The 18781-nt window shown below is 72.7% G+C and carries 16 protein-coding genes and 1 pseudogene; 14 read left to right on the top strand and 3 right to left on the bottom strand.

The features are described 5' to 3' along the window. Window positions 1-2 precede the first annotated feature (2 nt). Window positions 3-542 carry an orotate phosphoribosyltransferase gene (gene pyrE, locus ACWFQ8_RS30595; RefSeq protein ID WP_453789544.1) on the top strand — a complete coding sequence of 180 codons (540 nt, stop codon included), beginning with the start codon at window positions 3-5 and terminating at the stop codon, window positions 540-542. A 267-nt stretch (window positions 543-809) separates the two neighbouring features. Further along, window positions 810-1832, top strand: coding sequence for a class II fructose-bisphosphate aldolase (gene fbaA / locus ACWFQ8_RS30590; protein WP_453789543.1), 1023 nt, complete (start codon window positions 810-812; stop codon window positions 1830-1832). Window positions 1833-2032: 200 nt separating this feature from the next. Here the strand turns inward: fbaA and ACWFQ8_RS30585 are convergent, their stop codons facing one another. Next, entirely contained in the window at window positions 2033-3049 is a 1017-nt protein-coding gene (locus ACWFQ8_RS30585; protein ID WP_453789542.1) for a ScbA/BarX family gamma-butyrolactone biosynthesis protein, read from the bottom strand. 389 nt (window positions 3050-3438) lie between these two features. Here ACWFQ8_RS30585 and ACWFQ8_RS30580 point away from each other — a divergent pair, with 389 nt between their 5' ends. From ACWFQ8_RS30580 to ACWFQ8_RS30560, 5 genes are all read left to right on the top strand, one after another. Continuing rightward, entirely contained in the window at window positions 3439-4152 is a 714-nt protein-coding gene (locus ACWFQ8_RS30580; RefSeq protein WP_453789541.1) for an HAD family hydrolase, read from the top strand. Between the two features lie 150 nt (window positions 4153-4302). After that, entirely contained in the window at window positions 4303-5070 is a 768-nt protein-coding gene (locus ACWFQ8_RS30575; protein WP_453789540.1) for an SDR family NAD(P)-dependent oxidoreductase, read from the top strand. Between the two features lie 76 nt (window positions 5071-5146). Beyond that, window positions 5147-5905 (top strand): ScbR family autoregulator-binding transcription factor, encoded by a 759-nt coding sequence (locus tag ACWFQ8_RS30570; RefSeq protein ID WP_453789539.1) that lies wholly within the window; start codon window positions 5147-5149, stop codon window positions 5903-5905. A gap of 475 nt (window positions 5906-6380) precedes the next feature. Then, window positions 6381-7751: an AfsR/SARP family transcriptional regulator gene (locus tag ACWFQ8_RS30565; protein WP_453789538.1), complete on the top strand. Its 1371-nt coding sequence runs from the start codon at window positions 6381-6383 to the stop codon at window positions 7749-7751. 126 nt (window positions 7752-7877) lie between these two features. Continuing rightward, window positions 7878-9800: a helix-turn-helix domain-containing protein gene (locus ACWFQ8_RS30560; protein WP_453789537.1), complete on the top strand. Its 1923-nt coding sequence runs from the start codon at window positions 7878-7880 to the stop codon at window positions 9798-9800. Between the two features lie 411 nt (window positions 9801-10211). Here ACWFQ8_RS30560 and ACWFQ8_RS30555 read toward each other — a convergent pair. Further along, window positions 10212-11363, bottom strand: a pseudogene (locus ACWFQ8_RS30555) (IS701 family transposase); the annotation flags it as partial. A gap of 236 nt (window positions 11364-11599) precedes the next feature. Between ACWFQ8_RS30555 and ACWFQ8_RS30550 the strand changes: the two are divergent. The 4 genes from ACWFQ8_RS30550 (at window position 11600) to ACWFQ8_RS30535 (ending at window position 15328) form a co-directional block, all read left to right on the top strand. Continuing rightward, window positions 11600-12013: a DUF3151 domain-containing protein gene (locus tag ACWFQ8_RS30550; protein WP_453789536.1), complete on the top strand. Its 414-nt coding sequence runs from the start codon at window positions 11600-11602 to the stop codon at window positions 12011-12013. Window positions 12014-12186: 173 nt separating this feature from the next. Further along, entirely contained in the window at window positions 12187-13032 is an 846-nt protein-coding gene (locus ACWFQ8_RS30545; protein WP_453789535.1) for a tryptophan 2,3-dioxygenase family protein, read from the top strand. Beyond that, window positions 13025-14278 carry a kynureninase gene (gene kynU, locus ACWFQ8_RS30540; RefSeq protein WP_453789534.1) on the top strand — a complete coding sequence of 418 codons (1254 nt, stop codon included), beginning with the start codon at window positions 13025-13027 and terminating at the stop codon, window positions 14276-14278. The genes ACWFQ8_RS30545 and kynU overlap by 8 nt, the downstream gene beginning before the upstream one ends. A 171-nt stretch (window positions 14279-14449) precedes the next feature. After that, complete coding sequence (locus tag ACWFQ8_RS30535; protein WP_453789533.1) at window positions 14450-15328, top strand: alpha/beta hydrolase; 879 nt, start codon at window positions 14450-14452, stop codon at window positions 15326-15328. Here the strand turns inward: ACWFQ8_RS30535 and ACWFQ8_RS30530 are convergent. Further along, window positions 15253-15729, bottom strand: coding sequence for a hypothetical protein (locus ACWFQ8_RS30530; protein ID WP_453789532.1), 477 nt, complete (start codon window positions 15727-15729; stop codon window positions 15253-15255). The genes ACWFQ8_RS30535 and ACWFQ8_RS30530 overlap by 76 nt on opposite strands. Window positions 15730-15849: 120 nt before the next feature. On the opposite strand from ACWFQ8_RS30530, the gene ACWFQ8_RS30525 reads away from it, so the two are divergent. From ACWFQ8_RS30525 to ACWFQ8_RS30515, 3 genes are all read left to right on the top strand, one after another. Continuing rightward, window positions 15850-16683: a helix-turn-helix domain-containing protein gene (locus ACWFQ8_RS30525; protein WP_453789531.1), complete on the top strand. Its 834-nt coding sequence runs from the start codon at window positions 15850-15852 to the stop codon at window positions 16681-16683. Beyond that, window positions 16680-16976, top strand: coding sequence for a DUF397 domain-containing protein (locus ACWFQ8_RS30520; RefSeq protein ID WP_453789530.1), 297 nt, complete (start codon window positions 16680-16682; stop codon window positions 16974-16976). Before ACWFQ8_RS30525 ends, ACWFQ8_RS30520 begins: the two co-directional genes overlap by 4 nt. A gap of 133 nt (window positions 16977-17109) precedes the next feature. Beyond that, window positions 17110-18657 carry a PKD domain-containing protein gene (locus tag ACWFQ8_RS30515; protein ID WP_453789529.1) on the top strand — a complete coding sequence of 516 codons (1548 nt, stop codon included), beginning with the start codon at window positions 17110-17112 and terminating at the stop codon, window positions 18655-18657. The last annotated feature ends 124 nt before the right edge of the window (window positions 18658-18781 follow it).

Raw genomic sequence — 18781 nt, 5'->3', positions numbered from 1 at the left:
TCATGACTGACGTACACGATGCGCTTCTGCAGCAGATCAAGGACAAGGCCGTCGTGCACGGCAAGGTGATCCTCTCCTCCGGTCGGGAGGCCGACTACTACATCGACCTCCGCCGGATCACCCTCGACGGGGAGGCGGCGCCGATGGTCGGTCAGGTCATGCTCGACCTGACCGCCGATCTCGACTTCGACTGCGTCGGCGGTCTGACCCTGGGCGCCGACCCGGTCGCGACCTCGATGCTGCACGCCTCCGCCGCGCGCGGCCGGCGGCTGGACGCCTTCGTCGTGCGCAAGGCGCAGAAGGCGCACGGTATGCAGCGCCGCATCGAGGGCACCGACGTGAAGGGCAAGCGCTGCCTGGTCGTCGAGGACACCTCGACCACCGGCGGGTCCCCGCTCACGGCCGTCGAGGCGGTCCGTGAGGCGGGCGGCGAGGTCGTCGCCGTCGCCACGATCGTCGACCGGGGCGCGGCCGAGGCCATCGCCGAGGCGGGCCTGCCCTACCTCACCGGCTACCGCCTCGGGGACCTGGGCCTCTCCTGAGGCCTCCGAGGGGGGACGTCAAGGCCGCCCGTCCGCTCCTCGGACAGCAGACGAACCGGGTCCCCGGACTCCTGGGACCGTCCTGACCTGGGTGTTTCCGGTCCGCCGGGATGTTTCACGTGAAACGTCCCGGCGGCTTCCGGACGTACTGGGCCACCACGGGGTGGAGTGTCGCGCCGAGTCTGGAAAGATGGGGGCGACGGCGACGTCGCCCCCAGGTCAGGGCCCGCAATAAGCACACTCCCCGCACATCCAAGGAGCGGACAGATGCCCATCGCAACCCCCGAGGTCTACAACGAGATGCTCGACCGGGCGAAGGCAGGCAAGTTCGCCTACCCGGCCATCAACGTGACCTCGTCCCAGACCCTGCACGCTGCGCTGCGCGGCTTCGCGGAGGCGGAGAGCGACGGCATCATCCAGATCTCCACCGGTGGTGCGGAGTTCCTGGGTGGCCAGTACAACAAGGACATGGTCACGGGCGCGGTGGCCCTGGCCGAGTTCGCGCACATCGTGGCCGCCAAGTACGACATCACGGTCGCCCTGCACACGGACCACTGCCCCAAGGACAAGCTGGACGGCTACGTACGTCCGCTCCTGGAGGTCTCGGCCGAGCGCGTGGCCCGCGGTCTGAACCCCCTCTTCCAGTCGCACATGTGGGACGGCTCCGCCGAGACCCTGGCCGACAACCTGGCCATCGGCCAGGAGCTGCTCGCCAAGGCCGCCGCCGCGAAGATCATCCTTGAGGTCGAGATCACCCCGACCGGCGGCGAGGAGGACGGCGTCAGCCACGAGATCAACGACGAGCTCTACACCACCGTCGAGGACGCGATCCGCACCGCCGAGGCCCTGGGCCTGGGCGAGAAGGGCCGCTACCTGCTGGCCGCCTCCTTCGGCAACGTGCACGGCGTCTACAAGCCGGGCAACGTCGTCCTGCGCCCCGAGCTCCTCAAGGACCTCCAGGCCGGCGTCGGCGAGAAGTACGGCAAGTCCTCGCCGTTCGACTTCGTCTTCCACGGCGGCTCGGGCTCCACGGCCGAGGAGATCGCCACCGCGCTGGAGAACGGCGTCGTGAAGATGAACCTCGACACCGACACCCAGTACGCGTTCACCCGCCCGGTCGTGGACCACATGTTCCGCAACTACGACGCGGTCCTGAAGGTCGACGGCGAGGTCGGCACGAAGTCCAAGTACGACCCCCGCACCTGGGGCAAGGCCGCCGAGGCCGGCATGGCCGCGCGTGTCACCGAGGCGTGCGCGAACCTGCGCTCGACCGGCACGAAGCTCAAGTAGGGCCTCCTGCCCGGACGTTTCACCGAAGGGCCCGGTCCGCCGTCTCGCGACGGCGGACCGGGCCCTTCGGCCTTTTCGGACACCCCCGAGGGCCCCCTGCCCCCGGTGTCCCCCCGGTCCCCAGAGGCGCCCCCCGGCGCCCCCGGAGCTCCCTGGCGCGGTGGTGCGGTGACCGGCGAGGTCCGCCGGGTCGCAGCCGCCTAGGCCGTCATGTCGTACGGCACCGTTTCGAGGCGTGCCGTGCCGACGCGTGCCTCGAAGACCTCTTCGCCGTTCTGCACTCCGGTCACGCGGATCTCGGCCGGCCCGGTGCGCTCCGCGTGGATCCAGAGCGGGCAGCCGAACTCCGCGTACCGCTGGTAGGTGCTGGCGACGCTGGCCGGCAGTACCGCGGGGGCCGGGGTCAGTGCCACGGCGGCCTGGCGCGCGGCCTCCAGCAGGACCATGCCCGGCAGGTGGTCGCCGAGGTGGTCGAAGAGCACCGGGTGCCGGGTGTCGTAGCGCAGCTGCCAGGTCGCGTCGGCGCCGGGCTGCTGCGGGGCCGCCGCGAGGACCACGTCGAAGGGGGAGTACCGCCCGACCTGGGCCGGCTGGAGCGGGGCCGAGGGCAGCGAGGGGATCGGCCGCTGGTCCAGGTGCCCGGCGCGCAGCCGGCGGTAGACGGCGGGCGAGGCGACGGTGTAGGCGACGTCCCCGGTGGCCAGGACGACGTCGCCGTGACGCATCGTCACCCGGTAGCGCAGGGCCTGGAGCTGGGTTCCGCGCATGCGGACCTCGGCGCACACGACGTCGAGGTCGACACCGGCCGGGGTGTCACCGATGAGCAGGTGCTCCGGTGCGGTCGTGTAGTCGAGGCTCCACAGCAGGAACTGGTGGCCGAGCGGCACCTCGAAGGCCTGGTGGGCCACGTAGGAGCCGACCTGCCGGATCGTCTCGCAGATGATCATCGGATCGTAGTGGGTGCCGGCTATGGGCGTGAAGAAGCTGTGTCCGCGGGGAAGTTGGGCGGTCACGTGGAAGCGGTCCTCGGCCGGGCGGCACATGCCGGTGAGGAAGACCTCGGCGACGGCGGCGCGGTGGACGAGTTCACGGGGCACGGTGGTGGTCAGCCGTCCGTGGGCGTGGTCGTCGCACACGCAGTTCACTGCGGGAAGGGTGGGCTGTGTCTGGCCGTCCGCCGGTTCCAAAGTCGTGAACATGAACTTCCCCGAGATCATGGCCGGAAGGTCCAACCTCGCTTTATGTCGCGAAGTACGTACTCCGGGTTTGATTGACAGGTAGAGGATTACCTGATGATCGCGTGATTCCGGGGTCAGAAGTGACGTAAACCACAGACGAATGTGTGCTGCGCGGGGTAAGTAAGGGGGGTTTAACAGCAGGTCGGGCGCATTGAGCTGGAACTTCTCGGCCGCATGTCCATTTTTGGCCATCCGGCCGCATCAGGATGGATCTCGGGTATCTTTTGGACGGCGGCAGCCGCGTACCGAGGGGTATTTTTTTGGGGGCCCTCCCGGTGTCCCGTGGCCGAAGTGCGTCCCTCGCACGATCCGTCTCGACGGGGACGACGCGTCCCGCACCTGCGCCGGCCCCCGCCGATTGGAGACCGATGCACGCCCTCCGGCACCTCGACCCGCTGGGGCACCTGCGGCTCGCCGCCGTCAACATCGACGGGGTCCTGCTCAACGACACCTTCAGCCCGGTGATCCACCGCTTCATCACCAGCCGGGGCGGGGTCTACAGCGCGGACGTCGAGCGCTCGATCTTCTCCCAGAACCGTCTCGCCGCCGGCCGCGCGCTCGGCGCCGCCGCCGGTGTGGACTGGGCGCCGGAGAAGGTGCTGGACGTCTACTTCGAGGAGCGGGCCGCCTACCTCGCCGAGCACCCGCTCCAGTTGCTGCCCGGAGCGGAGGAGCTGCTGAACCGCTTGCGTTCCCTCGGCCTGCGCACGATCTGCTACGGCGGCCTGGACAAGCGCCACTTCGACACCTACCTCGGCCGCCACGCACACCTCTTCGACGCGCCGGGCTACATCTGCACGAACGACTTCCGCCCCGGCATCCGTGAGATCGCGGTCGACGCCTTCGGCCTGGACTACGACCGGGTGGTCTTCGTCGACGACGTCGCCCGGGTCGCCGAGGCCTCTCGCGACCTGCGGGTTCCCTTCATCGGGCACCCGAGCGGCTTCGAGCACGGATTCCAGGCGCAGCTGATGCGCGACGCCGGCGTCCGCCACCTGGTCCGCTCGCTGGACGAGATCGACGAGACCCTGCTGCGCGCGATCGACGCCGAGGCCGCCGAGGGCCTCGCCTGGGCGGCCTGAGGACGGGTGCCCCCGCCCGCACGGCGCACGCGCCGCCGTGCGAGGTTTCATGTAGCACGGGCGACGTGCGCAGGCGCGCACGCCGTTCGCATCGACCCCCACCGCATCACCCCCGCCCGGTCACCGGTTCGGGACGCATGAAGGAGAGACATGGCAGCGGAGCGGATGCTCGCAGGCAAGGTCGCGCTGATCACCGGTGCGAGCAGTGGCATAGGGGCGGCGGCCGGGCGCGTCTTCGCGCGCGAGGGCGCGCGCGTGGTGCTCGTCGCCCGCCGCGAGGACCGGCTGAAGGCCCTGACCGAGGAACTGCGGGCCGGGGGCGCGGAGGCCGAGTACGCGGTGGCCGACGTGACCCGCCGTGCGGACACCTCGGCCGCGGTCGAGCTGGCCGTGGCGCGCTTCGGCCGCTTGGACTGCGCCTTCAACAACGCCGGCTGGGGAGTCGGTCGTACGCCGCTGCACGAGATGGGCGACGACCTCTACGACGAGATCATGGACGTGAACCTCCGGGGGGTGTGGAACTGCCTGCGCGACGAGATCGGCGCCATGCTGCGGACCGGGGGCGGGACCATCGTCAACAACAGCAGCGTCGGCGGTCTGGTGGCGACGCCCGTCGCGGCGCCGTACGTGGCCGCCAAGCACGCGGTGATCGGCCTGACCAGGGCCGCCGCGGCCGAGTACGCGGCGCAGGGCATCCGCATCAACGCGGTGGCCCCCGGCACGACGCGGACCGAAGTGGTGCAGGAGTGGTTCGCGGCGGTGCCCGGCATGGAGGAGCAGCTGCACGCCGCTACTCCGCAGCCGCGTACGGCCGAACCCGAGGAGATCGCGGAGGCCGCGGCATGGCTGTGCAGTTCTCGTGCGTCATTCGTCACCGGCGTCACGATGCCGGTGGACGGAGGCTTCACAATGGTGTGAAACTGTACTCAGAGGTACGTACCCGGGGGCATGTATTGCCGGTCGATCGGGGGCATGGAGAGGGACAGAGGCATATATGAGGGCTCAACGACCCCAGGTCAAGCAGGACCGTGCGGTACGCACCCGTCAGGCGATCCTGGAGGCCGCCGCCGTGGTGTTCGAGGACCGCGGGTACGACGCCGCGAAGCTGACGGACATCGTCCGAATGGCCAACGTCACGAAGGGTGCGCTGTACTTCCACTTCGACTCGAAGGAAGACCTGGCCCAAGCCGTCATCGACGCCCAGGTGGGCATGGTCCCGGCCTTCACGCCCCAGGAGTTCAAGGCGCAGGAGTTCGTCGACATCGGCATGATCTTCTCGCACCGCCTCCAGCACGACGTGCTGATGCGCGGCAGCGCGCGGCTGACACTGGAGCAGAACGGCAGGTCCCTCGACCGCGCCGCCCCGTACCAGGGGTGGATCGACCTGCACACCGCCCTGATGGTGGAGGCGAAAGAGCGCGGTGAACTGCTGTCCCACGTGGACCCGGCCGGGCCGTCACGCCTGGTCGTGGGCGCTTTCGCGGGACTGAACGTCATGTCGCAGACGCTGGGGCTGAACCTCGACGAGGAGGTGTCGGCGCTCTATACGAGCGTGATGCCGAGCCTCGTGGTCTCGGCCGTGGCGATCCGGCTGGACACCGCTCCGGGCCGCGGCGGCAGGGCGCTGCACGGGCCGAGCGGGGCGCACATGTGCGACTGTTCGAGCATTCGCCCGTGGGCGCCGCTGTCGGGCGGGGTCGGTCCGGGGTCCGAGGAGCCGGTCCAGCTGCCGGCCGAGGCCGCCGCCGGCTGACCTCCGGTGGGGTGGGGGCCCGGGGCGCGGGGCCGCCCCCCCCCCCCCCCTCCCCCCGGCCACGCCCCCCCCCACCGCCGCACCCCCGCCCCCCGGGGGGGGGGACGGTGACGGGCGCGGCCCGGGGGCGCGGCGGCGCGGCGCGGGGCTTGGCGGGGGGGGGGGGCGCGGCGGGGGCGCCGCCCCCCCCCCCACCGGACCCTTCCCGCGGCCCTGCCCCGCCCCTCGCGACGACCGCCCGCCCGCGTGGTCGTCGACCGTTCCCGGTGTCCTGCGGCCCGCTCGCGGCCCGCGTCGTGCGGGTGCGCGGGCCCGCCGACGGCTCCTCGCGTCCCCGGGCCCCTCCCTCCGGACGGGGGCCCGGTCGCTTTTGGCGAGCCGGGTGGCCTTACCAGTAGCCAGAAACAAAATCCCGGGTATTATTTTTATGAGCGGGTTCTCGTCGATCGAGCCCTGCCCTGCCCTGGGAGAAACTGTGGACATTGACGTACTCGGAGGACTCGACGTCCTTGAGAACGGCGTGCCCGTCGTGCCCGCCGCACCGCCCGCACGACAGGTCCTGGCCGTCCTGGCCGGCTATGCCGACCAGACGGTGCCGGTCGCCGTTCTCGCCGAGGAGCTGGAGGCGTACGCGCCGCCCGAGCACACCCGGGCGGTCCTGCACTCCTGTGTGCGCCAGTTGCGCGGGCGGCTCGCCGCGGCGGTCGACCAGGGCGGAGCGCGCAGCGCCGCCACCATGCTCGTCCAGACCCCCGGCGGCTATCTCCTCGACACCGGTGGCGGTCGATCTGACCTGTGGGAATTCTCGCGCGAGGCGGGCGCCGGGTACCGGGCGATGGCGCGCGGCGACTACGGGGCGGCGGCCCGCCGGCTGCGCGCGGCGCTGGGGCTGTGGCGGGGCCCCGCCTTCGACGGGGTGGACCAGGGCCCCCGGCTCGCCGAGCTGGTCGCCGGTCTCGAAGCCACCCGCAAGTCGGTCATGGAGCAGTGGGTGGAGGCCGAACTGGCCCTGGGGCGGCGCCGCGAACCGGGCTCCGCCCGGGGTGGCGCGGGAGACACCGGCTGGGGTCGGCGACGCGCGCCGGAGCCTGTGGGGCGACCGTTTCCCGCCAGCGGGACGGAGTCCGATTTCCACCGGTCCGAGACCGCGGTCCCGAACGAAACATACCGGCTGCGCCAGTCCGTCCTGCTCGGCCCGGCCGTCGCGGCAGCCTCCTCGGCGGATACGGAGAGGGTGGGGGCCGACGCGGTAGCGGGCGCCTCCGCGACAGGGGCCGGCGACGTACGCACCACCGCCGCCGCGCCCGGGTACGCGGCGGCGCGGGCGGAGGCGGCGCCTGCGGAGGCGGCGCGTGCCGAAGCGGCGCGCACGGAGGCGGTGCGAGCCGACGCGGCGGAGGCCGACGCGGTGCGTACCGAAGTGGCGCGTACGGACGCGGGACGAGCCGAAGCGGCGGAGGCCGAAGCGGCGCGGGCGGACGCGGGACGAGCCGAAGCGGCGGAGCCAGGCGCGTGGCGCTTCGACGCGGCCGAGGCCGATGCCGTGCCTACCGGTGCGGCGACCGCCGACTCGGTACGTACCGAAGCGGCCGAGGCCGGCGCGGTGCGTACCCGTGCGGTGCGGGCCGGGGCATGGCGCTCCGGCGCCGGGCCGGACGACTCGGGGCGCGGCGACGTGGCGTACGGGCCGCGGATCGGCGTTCCGCCGAGCGGGGGCGCTGCGGTGGACGACGCGGCGTGTACCGGCGGTGTGCGGTACGGCGACGTCATCGCGGTCGACTTCGGGACCCGCTCCGCCGCGCGCCGCACCTCGCGCCGCCGCCCGCTCTCGCCGTCCGTGGCCTGACCTCCCTGAGACCCCGCTCGCCGCGGTCGCGGGTCCGCTTGACCCGCGGGCTGAGGGGAACCTAGGTTCGACCGGCCTGATTCCGCCGTTCCGGGACGGGGTCGGGCGCGGTCGGATAGAGGGGTCATGACCTGGGACAACGAGACCGGCGCGCTCGCCGTGCTGGAGCTCCTCGCCCAGGAGGCGCCACCGGCACGCTTCGACGAGCTGCTGCCCGCCGCCCTGCGCTCCGGCGCCGACGAGGCCGAACTGACCCGCCTGGCCCGGGCCACCTCCCTGGCCCGTACCGTCCTGGCCGGTGTCGAGCGGGGTCGCGCCCGGGAAGCGGCCCTCTCCGCGCTGGTCGACACCGCGCACGACCTGACCTCGCCCTACGACCTCGACAGCCTGCTCCGCGTCATCACCCGGCGCGCCCGCCGCCTGCTCAACTTCGACATGGCGTACGTGAGTCTGCGCCGCCCGGACGGCACCTCCTACGTCCACACCTCCGAGGGCGACACCACCGCCGTGGGCGTCGGGCTCGAACTCGGCTCCGGGCCGACCCTCGGCAGCCTCGCCCAGAACCGCCGCGCCGCCGTGTGGAGCGCCGACTACCCGGCGGACGACACCGTTCCGCACGGCCCCGCCGTCGACGAGGTGGTCCGCGCCGAGGGCCTGCACGCCGTCATCGCCGTCCCGCTGCGGCACGGCGACTCCACACTGGGCGCGCTGTACTGCGCCGACCGCACGGTCCGGCACTTCACCCCGGACGAGATCGGGGTGCTGCTCTCCCTCGCGGACCTCGCGGCGATCGCCATCCAGAAGGCCGGCCAGCTGGAGCGCACCCGCGACGAGTTCGCCGAGCTGGAGCACCTGAACGCGGCCGCCCATACGGCCCTGACCCGGGTCCGCCACCTGTGGGACTGCCACGCGCGGCTGGTCCGCCTGGTGCTCGACGGGGCCCGCCTGCCCACCCTGGCACGGGCGACCGCCGACGCGCTGGACGGCGTGCTCCAGGTACGGGACCCGGGCGGCGGGGTGCTCACGGCGGCCGACGAGCTGCCCGGCCTCGACGAGGAGGCCGTCGACCGGGCCGCGCTCCAGGCGCACACCGGCCACAGCCCCGTACCGCTGCCGGACGACGTGTGGGTGGCCCCGGTGACGGCCGGGGCCGAGAACCTCGGGGTACTGGTGCTGCGCGCGTCCGCCCCGCTCACGGAGGAGGACGTCCGGCTGCTGGAGCTGGCCGCGCACTCCGTGGCCGCCCTGCTGCTGATCCAGCGCGGTACGGCCGCCGCCGAGGGCCCGGTGCGGGACGAGTTGCTCCAGGACCTGCTGGACCGGCCGCACCGCGCCGACCTGGAACTGCGCGAGCGCACCCGCCGGCTCGGGCTCGACCTGGACGTGCCGCACGTGGTGGTCGTGGCCCGCCCCGAGGGCGGGGAGCTGGGCAAGGCGGTCGCCTGGGCGGGTTCGTACGCGTACCGCCACAACGGCCTCAAAGGGGTCCGGCGCGGCCGGATCGTGCTCCTGCTGCCCGGCGAGGACGCCTCGGCGGCCGCCCGGCAGGTCTCGGCGGAACTCTCCCCGCTCCTCGGCCACCCCGTTTCCACGGGAGCGGCCGGACCCGCCCGGGGCGCCCCGTGCGTGTCCTCCACCTTCGAGGAGGCCTCCCGCTGCCTGGACGCCCTCACGGCGCTCGACGGCGCGGGCGGCTCGGCCTCCCTGCGCGAACTGGGCTTCCTGGGGCTGCTGCTGTCGGCCGACCACGACGTGGACGCCTTCATCCGCGCCACGATCGGGCCGGTCCTTGAGTACGACGCCACCCGCCAGACCGAGCTGACCCACACGCTGGAGGCGTACTACGACTCCGGCGGCAGCCCCACGCACGCCGCGGAGGCCCTGCACGTCCACCCCAACACGGTCTCCCGCCGTCTGGAGCGGATCGCGGAACTCCTGGGCGAGGGCTGGCAGAAGCCGGCCCGCGCCCTGGACCTCCAGATGGCGCTGCGCCTGCGCAAGACCCGCGCGGTCCTCCAGGACCGCCGCTCCCAGCCCCCGGAGAGCTGACCCGAGCTGACCCGAGCTGACCTCCGGGGAGCTGCCCCCCCCCGGGAGTTGACCCCCGGGGAGCTGACCCCCGAAGGCCGACCGCTCCCCCCGCGGACGCGGTCAGCCCGTGGGGGCCAGCTCCGCCTGCGGCCGTACGGCGGCGACGCCGGCGGCGGTGCGGCGCGCGCCGCGCTGGGCCGGCACCGTACGGGTCTCCTGGCCGGTGCGCGCGACCTGCCGGGCACGCGCGGCGAGCTCCGTCCTGGCGGCCTCCGACACACCGCGGGCGCCCCCCTCCGCACGGGTCTCCGGACGCAGTCGCGAGGCCAGTTCGGGGCGTATCCCCGAGGCGCTGCGGGCGGCGATCGGCACGGCCGCGCCGGCGAGCCCGGACCCCGCCGTCCGCACGGCGGCGGCCGCCGTCCGTCCCGCGGGCGCCGGGATTCCCATGCCGCCGCCCAGGGCGAGGGCCGCGTGCGCCACGGACGCGAGCGTCGCGTGCCGGTTCCAACCGGGCAGCGAGCGGCCCGAGAAGTCCCGCAGCCCGACTTCCTGGACGCTCAGCCGGGCGGCCTCCTCGACCCGCAGCGCCTGCTTCGTCATCCGCATCAAGGCGGGCGGCGGCGTCCGCGTCATGTCCGTCACCCACAGCTCCGTCGGCAGCCGGCGCGCGTCCGTCCACTCCCCGAGCAGCAGCATTTCGCGTCGGCGCCCGGACGAGGGGTCCGGCAACAGGACCCGTACCGTCGCCATCAGCGAACCGGACCGGGTCCCCGGCCGGTGCGGATCGGCCCAGTCCACCGGCATGCGCAGGCCCCGTACGTTCTGCAGGATGTCCCGGGCGGCGAGCGTGCCGGCCCCGTACCCGGGCAGCGCCGGGTCGGTCACCAGCAGCCGCGCGGTGGGGCTGATCCGCGCCACCACCGGCACCTTTTCCTCGGCGAACCGGTTCAGCGTGAAGCGGGTCCCGATGTCGCGGATGTCGAGGACCACCGGGCGGACGGGGAGCCGCCCCTCGCGGACGTGCTCCAGCACCCCGTTCACCGCGCACGCCTCGTACGACTCCTCCGAGGGCCCGTCCTCGGGGTGGAACAGCCGCCACCCCACCGGGGTCGTCACACCGGCCGAACCGGCCGAGGTGAACCAGGTCCCGAAAGCCTGCTGGCCCCGGAACATCTGCCCCTGGTGCGGGTCGAAGCGGTGCCCGGCCCCCACCGAGTGGTCCCCGCCCTTCGGGATCGCCATCGGCTGCAGCACCCACGCGCCCAGCGGGGTGGTCCGCCCCAGGTAGCGCGTGAGGGCGGCGCGGATCGGCTCCCAGTCCCAGGTGGAACTGGCGATGAAGTGGTGCAGCGCCTGTTCCGCGGCCGGTCCGGCGGGCCCGATGTGCCGGGCGATGTTCCGGATCGACTTGCGGCCCTCGGCGGCGAGCAGCGCCCGTACGTACTGGCGTCCCCGCTCCCGCTGGTCCCGGCGCCGCAGTGACGTGAACACCGCCGCACACAGCTCCTCGGCCGCTTCGTCCACCGGACCCCCCCGGATCCGGCCGGTGTGAGCGCCTTCGATGGTGCTGGTGTTCACGACTTCCCCCTTCGTCGACGGCACCTCCACCGTCCGCCGCGGGGCCCCCGCGCGGGGAGGTGCGCCGGGCACACACCTGGGCCGCCGGGTGGTGGGGGGCCCACCACCCCCGTGCCGGATCAGGGGTGATGCGGGGTCACGCGGGGCGCCGCGGGGCGGCGGTGGCGACCGGTCCGGCTCGCGCGGACCTCGCGGGTGGCGCCCGCGCGCCGCCCCGCATACCCCAGACTGGGCGCATGTCCATTCACGAGAACCTGCTCGGGGGCCCCGCCCCCACCCACCTCCCCGACGAGCCGGGCCGCGCGGCCGTCGCGGCCGGCACGCCCGCCGTCGAGGTGGCCGCGGCACACCCCACCTCCTCCCTCGCCTGGGCGCTGCTGGCCGACGAGGCCTTCGCCGCCGGCCGCGTGGTCGAGTCGTACGCGTACGCCCGCACCGGCTACCACCGCGGCCTGGACGCCCTGCGCCGGTCCGGCTGGAAGGGCCACGGCCCCGTCCCGTGGGAGCACGAGCCGAACCAGGGCTTCCTGCGCGCCCTGCACGCGCTGGCCCGCGCCGCCGGCGCGATCGGCGAGAAGGAGGAGTACGAGCGCTGCTCGACCTTCCTGCGCGACTCGTCCCCGACGGCGGCGGACACGCTGAACGCCTGAGCCGGGACCGGTCCGACCGGCGGGGAGAGCGACGGGGAGAAACGTGACCTGTGTCACTCCCCGCTGGAGCCCCGCCGGGAGGGGGTCCTATGATGCGGGCAGGGGACCGGGGCTCCACTCACCTCACGGAAGGAGCGGACCGCTACCCGGAAGCACGTGTCGAGGAGACAGCGATGTCGAACACCCTTGATGCCTCCGGAGCCGGTTCGGACACCCCGAACCTCGACTTCGCCGGCACGACCCCCTACGAGGACTACGTCCAGGCGGACGTCCTCACCCACCTCCAGCACCTCCGCTCGGACGACCCGGGCGAGATGGTCTTCCTGGTCACCACCCAGGTCATGGAGCTGTGGTTCACGGTCATCGTCCACGAGTGGGAAACGGCGGCCCGCGCGCTGCGCGAGGACCGGATCCCCGTCGCGATGGACGCGCTGAAACGATCCCTCCGCGAGCTGGAGGCCCTCAACGCCTCCTGGCGTCCGCTCGCCCAGCTCACCCCGGGGCAGTTCAACGCCTACCGTTCCGCGCTCGGCGAGGGTTCCGGCTTCCAGTCGGCGATGTACCGCCGGATGGAGTTCCTGCTCGGCGACAAGTCGGCCTCCATGCTCGTCCCGCACCGGGGCGCCCCGCGCGTCCACGCGGAGCTGGAGAAGGCCCTCCACGAGCCCAGCCTCTACGACGAGGTGCTGCGCCTGCTGGGCCGCCGCGGCCTGCCGGTCCCGGCCTCCGTGCTGGACCGCGACCTCGCGCGGCGCTACGAGCCCTCGCCCGAGGTCGAGGCCGTCTGGACCGGGCTGTACGCCTCCCCGGACGAGAACCTCGACCTGCACCGCCTCGGCGAGGTCCTCACGGACGTCGCCGAACTCGTCTGGCGCTGGCGCAACGACCACCTGGTGGCGACCCGCCGCGCGATGGGCGCCAAGACCGGAACGGGCGGCTCCGCCGGGGTGGCCTGGCTGGAGAAGCGCGCGACGAAGAACGTCTTCCCCGAGCTGTGGACGGCGCGCAGCCATGTCTGACGCGACTGCGGTACCCGGTCCGCCCGGCGACGCGGCCGCACGGACCGACCTGCCCGGCGCGGCCGACCTGGCCGCACGCGCCGCCGCCCTCGACGCCGCGGACGAGCTCGGCAAGCTCCGCGAGCGGTTCACACTGCCCGAGGGCGTCGTCTACCTCGACGGCAACTCCCTCGGCGCCCTCCCGGCGGGCGTCGCGGCCACCACCGCCGACGTCGTCGCCCGCCAGTGGGGCGAGCTCCTCATCCGGTCCTGGGACGAGAGCGGCTGGTGGAGCGCGCCCGAGCGGATCGGGGACAAGATCGCCCCGATCATCGGCGCGGCCCCCGGCCGGGTGGTCGTCGGCGACTCCACCAGCGTCAACCTCTTCAAGGCCCTGGTCGGCGCGGCCCGCCTCGCCTCTCCGCTGCGCGGCCGGCTGCTGGTCGACGCCTCCACCTTCCCCACCGACGGCTACATCGCCGAGTCGGCCGCCCGGATGACCGGCCTGGCCGTCACCCCGGTGGACCCCTCGCGCGCGGCCGAGGAGATGGACGGGGACACCGCCGTCGTCCTGCTCAACCACGTCGACTACAAGACCGGCCGGCTGCACGACCTCCCCGGCCTCACCGCCGCCGCGCACGAGGCCGGGGCCCTGATCGTCTGGGACCTCTGCCACTCCGCCGGGGCCCTGCCCGTCGGCCTCGACGAGCACGGCGTCGACCTCGCGGTCGGCTGCACGTACAAGTACCTCAACGGCGGTCCCGGAGCCCCGGCGTACCTGTACATCGCCGGCCGCCACCAGGCGGGCTTCGACTCCCCGCTGCCCGGCTGGAACGGCCACGCCGAGCCCTTCGCGATGACTCCCGGCTACCTGCCGGCCGAGGGCGCGACGCGCGGCCGGGTGGGCACTCCGGACATCCTGTCCATGCTGGCCCTGGAATCGGCGCTCGACGCCTGGGACGGGGTCTCCGTCGAGGCCGTCCGGGCCAAGTCCCTCGCGCTGGGCGACTTCTTCCTCGACTGCGTGGCGGCGTACGTCCCGCGGGGCCGGGTCGAGTCGGTCACCCCGGCCGAGCACGACCGGCGCGGCAGCCAGGTCTCGCTGCGCACCGAGAACGCCCGCGAGGTCATGCGCGAGCTGATCTCCCGGGGCGTCGTCGGCGACTTCCGCGCACCCGACGTCCTGCGCTTCGGCTTCACTCCGCTGTACGTCGGTTTCGCCGACGCGGAGCGTGCCGCACGCACGCTGGGTCACATCTTCGGGTGACCCCTTAGCGAAACGTCACCTCACAGGGCGGGCGGGGCCACGGCTCCGCCCGCTCCGGCACATCCCGGGCCCCGCACGGAACGCCTCGTTCCAGACTGATACGGTCCCGCTCTGCCGGAACACCGGAACATCTGTCCCCGCTGTCCCACGCGTTACCGAGAGGTTGAGCCGATGACGGACCCCGCCGCAGTGGAACGGGACGCCGCCGAGGCCGCCTCGGCCTTCTCCCATCCGCCCGTCGCGCCCGACGTGACCGCCGCGTACGGGGAACACCCGGACCAGGTCGTGGACTTCTACGCCCCCCGGGGCGCGGGCCCCGACCGGGTTCCGCTGGTCGTGGTCCTGCACGGCGGTGCCTGGCGGGCCCCGTACGACCGGCAGCACATCACCCCCTTCGCGGACTTCCTCGCGCGGCGGGGCTTCGCGGTGGCCAACGTCGAGTACCGGCGCGGCAGTTCCGTGCCGCACCAGGGCGCCGGGGGGCCGGTCGCCGGTCGCTGGCCGGAGACCTTCGACGACGTAGCCGCCGCGATGGACGCCCTGCCGGGCCTCGCGGCCGCCGCGCTGCCGCGGGCCGATCTGCGCCGAGTGGTGGTCACCGGCCACTCCGCGGGCGGCCACCTCGCGCTGTGGGCCGCGGCCCGGCACGTGCTCCCGCAGGAGTCCGGGTGGAGGCTGCCTTCCCCGCCGATACTGCGCGGCGTGGTGGCGCTGGCCCCGATCGCGGACTTCGCGGTGGCGGAGGACCTGGGCGTGTGCGGGGGTGCGAGCGCGCAACTGCTCGGCGGCGCGGAGCACTTCACGTCCCGACTCCCCTACGCGGACCCGGCGGCGCTGCTGCCGACCGGCATCGCCACGGCGGTCGTGCACGGCCGGGACGACATCGTGGTGCCGACGCGGGTGGCGGAGTCGTACGTGGACGCGGCGGCGAAGGCGGGGGAGACGGTGGGGCTGACCCTGCTCGACGGGGTCGGTCACTTCCCGCTGATCGACCCGGCGGCGGACGCGTGCGCGGTGGTGGCGGAGGAGATCTCGCAGCTGGCCTGGTAGAGCCCGGCCGCGCGGTGCAGGAGCAGCGCGTGCACGAGCCGGTCCCCGCCGGTGGGCGGGCACCGCCAGGCGAGCGGCCAGCAGCCGTCGCGTTCCGGGACGGGCACGAAGCTGGTGCGGAGCGGCCCCGAGGTCAGCCGGGTGAATCCGGGCGGCCACATCCGGTACGCCGCCCCGCCGACGGGGATCAGGAAGTACACCGGCCGCCGCCCGTTCGCCTGGACGACGATCGGCCCGGGGTCACCGCCTGTGAGCGTGACGAGGAGATCGGCGAGGTTCCGTCCGGTGTCACCGTCCACACGTAGGGCGTCAAATTGCACGCCGGCCTTGCGCATCGCGATGCCCGCGGCCGGGATCCAGCGGTGGGCGTCGCTGCCGGCGGCGTCACTTTCAGTGTTCATGGGACGAGCCTGACGGCTCCGCCCTACCGTTTTCCATAGCTCCGACTCGACGGGGCGAAACGGTAGGAACTCGACCCGCGTTGGTTGAGCCTGGTTGAGTCCGGTTGAGCGGGGGGTGCCATGGCGAAGGCGGCCAACAAGTCGACGGCGGGCGGGGCGACGCGTCTGGTCGCCCACTTGGCCCGTGTGTTGAGGGAGAAGGAGAAGCTGACCCAGAAGGAGCTGGGAGAGAAGCTCGGCTACTCGGCTGCGGCCATCAGCGCGCTGGAAACCTGTGCACAGCCCGCGAGCGACGAGATGCTGGTCGGACTGGAAGAGGCGATCGGCGGCGACCTCGGAGTATTCGAGGTGGCGCGGGAACTGGTCAGGCTGGACAAATATCCCGTCCAGTTCCAGGACTTCATCGCTTTGGAACAACGTGCGTTGACGCTTTCGGCGTTCGAGCCACATGTCATCAACGGGCTGTTCCAGACAGAGCGCTATGCGAGGGCGTTGATCGCCGGCGGATTTCCAGCCCTGGCCGAGGAACGGGTCGCGGAACTGGTCGAAGCGCGACTGGAACGCGCCGTGCTGTTCGACCGGGACCCTGCGGCGTTCATCGAGTGCATCCTGAACGAGTCCGTACTGCGCAGGGGCATCGGCGACCGGGAGATCATGCGTGCCCAGTACCGGCGTCTCGGCGATCTGGCCCAGCGCCGCAACGTGACCCTCCAGGTCCTGCCCCTCGACTGCGGATTCTCGGGAGAGCACGCCGGGGCACGTGGAGGCATGACGCTCGTCGAGACTCCCCGGCATGAACGTCTCGTGTACATGGAGGCACAGGACGAGAGCCTATTGATCAGTGACCCGGCAAAGGTGAGCTTGTACTCGCAGAGGTATGCGAAGATCCGGGCACAGGCCCTGGGCCCACGTGAATCGCTGGGTCTCATCGAGCGGTTGGCGGGAGAGCAATGATCAGCGCACGGCGGTGGATCAAGTCCAGCTACAGCAGCGACGCGGGCGGCCAATGCGTCGAGGTGGCGCTCGACTGGCACAAGTCGAGCCACAGCGACAGCAGCGGCGGGAACTGCGTCGAGGTGGCGCTCGACTGGCACAAGTCGAGCTACAGCGACGGCGGCGGGGGCGACTGCGTCGAGGTGGCGGCGTGCCGCACGGCCGTGCACGTGCGGGACTCCAAGAATCCGGGGCCCACCCTGACCCTGGCCGGAAAAGCCTGGGTCGGATTCACGCACTGGGCCGCCCGCTAAAGCCCCAGGTCGGGACAGATTCGGGCCAACTCCCCCGGGCCCAACGGGTACCCCGGTGATCACCCGCACACCGCTATGTAGGCTGTGCGCGAGCTCACGCTGAGCGCGTTCAAAAGCACAAACGGGGGGTTCGGTGCGCAATCGCCGACTCGTAATATCCGCTGCCGTCGTCGCGGCGGCAAGCATCGGTTTCGTACCCGGCACGGCCCAGGCCGCCGATCCGGTCAAGCCCGCCGCGCTGCCGGTGGCGGCAGGGGCCGGGACCTTCACCAGCGGCGCCGCCACCGGCAGCGCGGGTCTGAGTATCTTCCTGAGCGCCCGGGTGTCGTCGGCGCACGGCTTGGAGCTGACGACCTCGCTCAACAGGGGGACGCCGCCGCTGGAGGCCACCATCGCTTGGGGCGACGGGACCACGGACACGGTGGTGGTCTCCGGCTCCTCGGAGCTGCTCACCACACACATCTACCAAGAGGTCGGCGAGTACACGATCAAGGCCACCGTGGCCGACCCGGTACTCGGGACGCACGCCACCAGCGAGGTGCGGGTCAAGACGGCGGGCTCGGAGTTCACCCCGCACGGTCCCACCCGCCTGCTGGACACCCGCAGCGGAAAGGGCGCCGTGCAGGGCAAGGTCGGCGCGTACTCCTCGACCCGCCTGAAGGTCGCGGGGAACGGCGACATCCCCACCTGGGTCACCGCCGTCGCCCTCAACGTGACCGCCACCAACACCACCAGCCCCGGACACGTGAGCGTCTTCGCCTCCGGCACCAGGCGGCCGACCGCGTCGAACATCAACTTCGAGGCGGGTCAGAGCGTCCCGAACCTGGTGATCGCGAGGGTCGGCACGGACGGTTACATCGAGCTGTACAACGGCGGCTGGGAGCCGATCGATCTGGTCGCGGACGTCACCGGCTACTTCGGCCAACAGGCGGCCGGCGGGTACGACCCGCAGGCACCGGCGCGGGTCGTCGACACCCGCTACGGGACCGGCCCGCAACACGGTCCGGTCGCCGGCCAGGGGTCCTTCACCGTGAAGGTGGCCGACCCGGGCGCGACTGCCGTCGCGCTGAACGTGACGGTCACCAACCCGCGGGAGGCCGGTCACCTGACCGTCCATCCGACCGGGCAGGCGGCACCGACCACGTCCAACGTGAACTTCGCCGCCGGGCAGACGATCGCCAACTCGGTGATCGTGCCGGTCGGCAAGGACGGCGAGATCACCGTCCGCAACGGTGCGTGGGCCCCGTCCGACGTCATCGTGGACCTGGTCGGCACCTACAGCCCCGCGCACGCCGCTGCCTACGTGCCGGTCGAGCCGGTCCGGCAGATCGACACCCGCGAGAGCTGGTCCAAGAGGCCGTGGGTCCCGCGCGGATACATCTGGCAGGCCTTCTCGATCGGGCAGGAGGCCTGGGTGCTGAACACCACGGTCACCAACACGCGCGGCGCGGGCTTCCTGTCGGTCGCACCGGACCACAACTCCACGGGCAACTACGCCGACAGGACCGCCGTCACCCCGCCGCGTCCGGTCTCCTCCACCCTGAACTGGACGACGGGCAAGACCGTCGCCAACCTGGTGCAGGCGAGCGCCGGCGAGTACGGCATCGTCGACCTCTGGAACCAGGGCTGGGACCCCGCCGACCTGGTCGTCGACATCTTCGGCTACTACGACGACAAGTAGCCGAGCAGTACTCCGAGGCGTGGGCGGGGGCGGGCCGCCGCCCGGCCCGCGGCCGCGGCGCGCGCCACCCCCCCCCCCCCAACACAACAAAAAAAATAAAAAAAAAAAAACACACCACACCCAC

The sequence above is a fragment of the Streptomyces sp. NPDC055254 genome (assembly GCF_053606025.1).
Note: the sequence above shows the minus strand (reverse complement) of the source record. Positions and strands in the feature narration are given on the sequence as shown.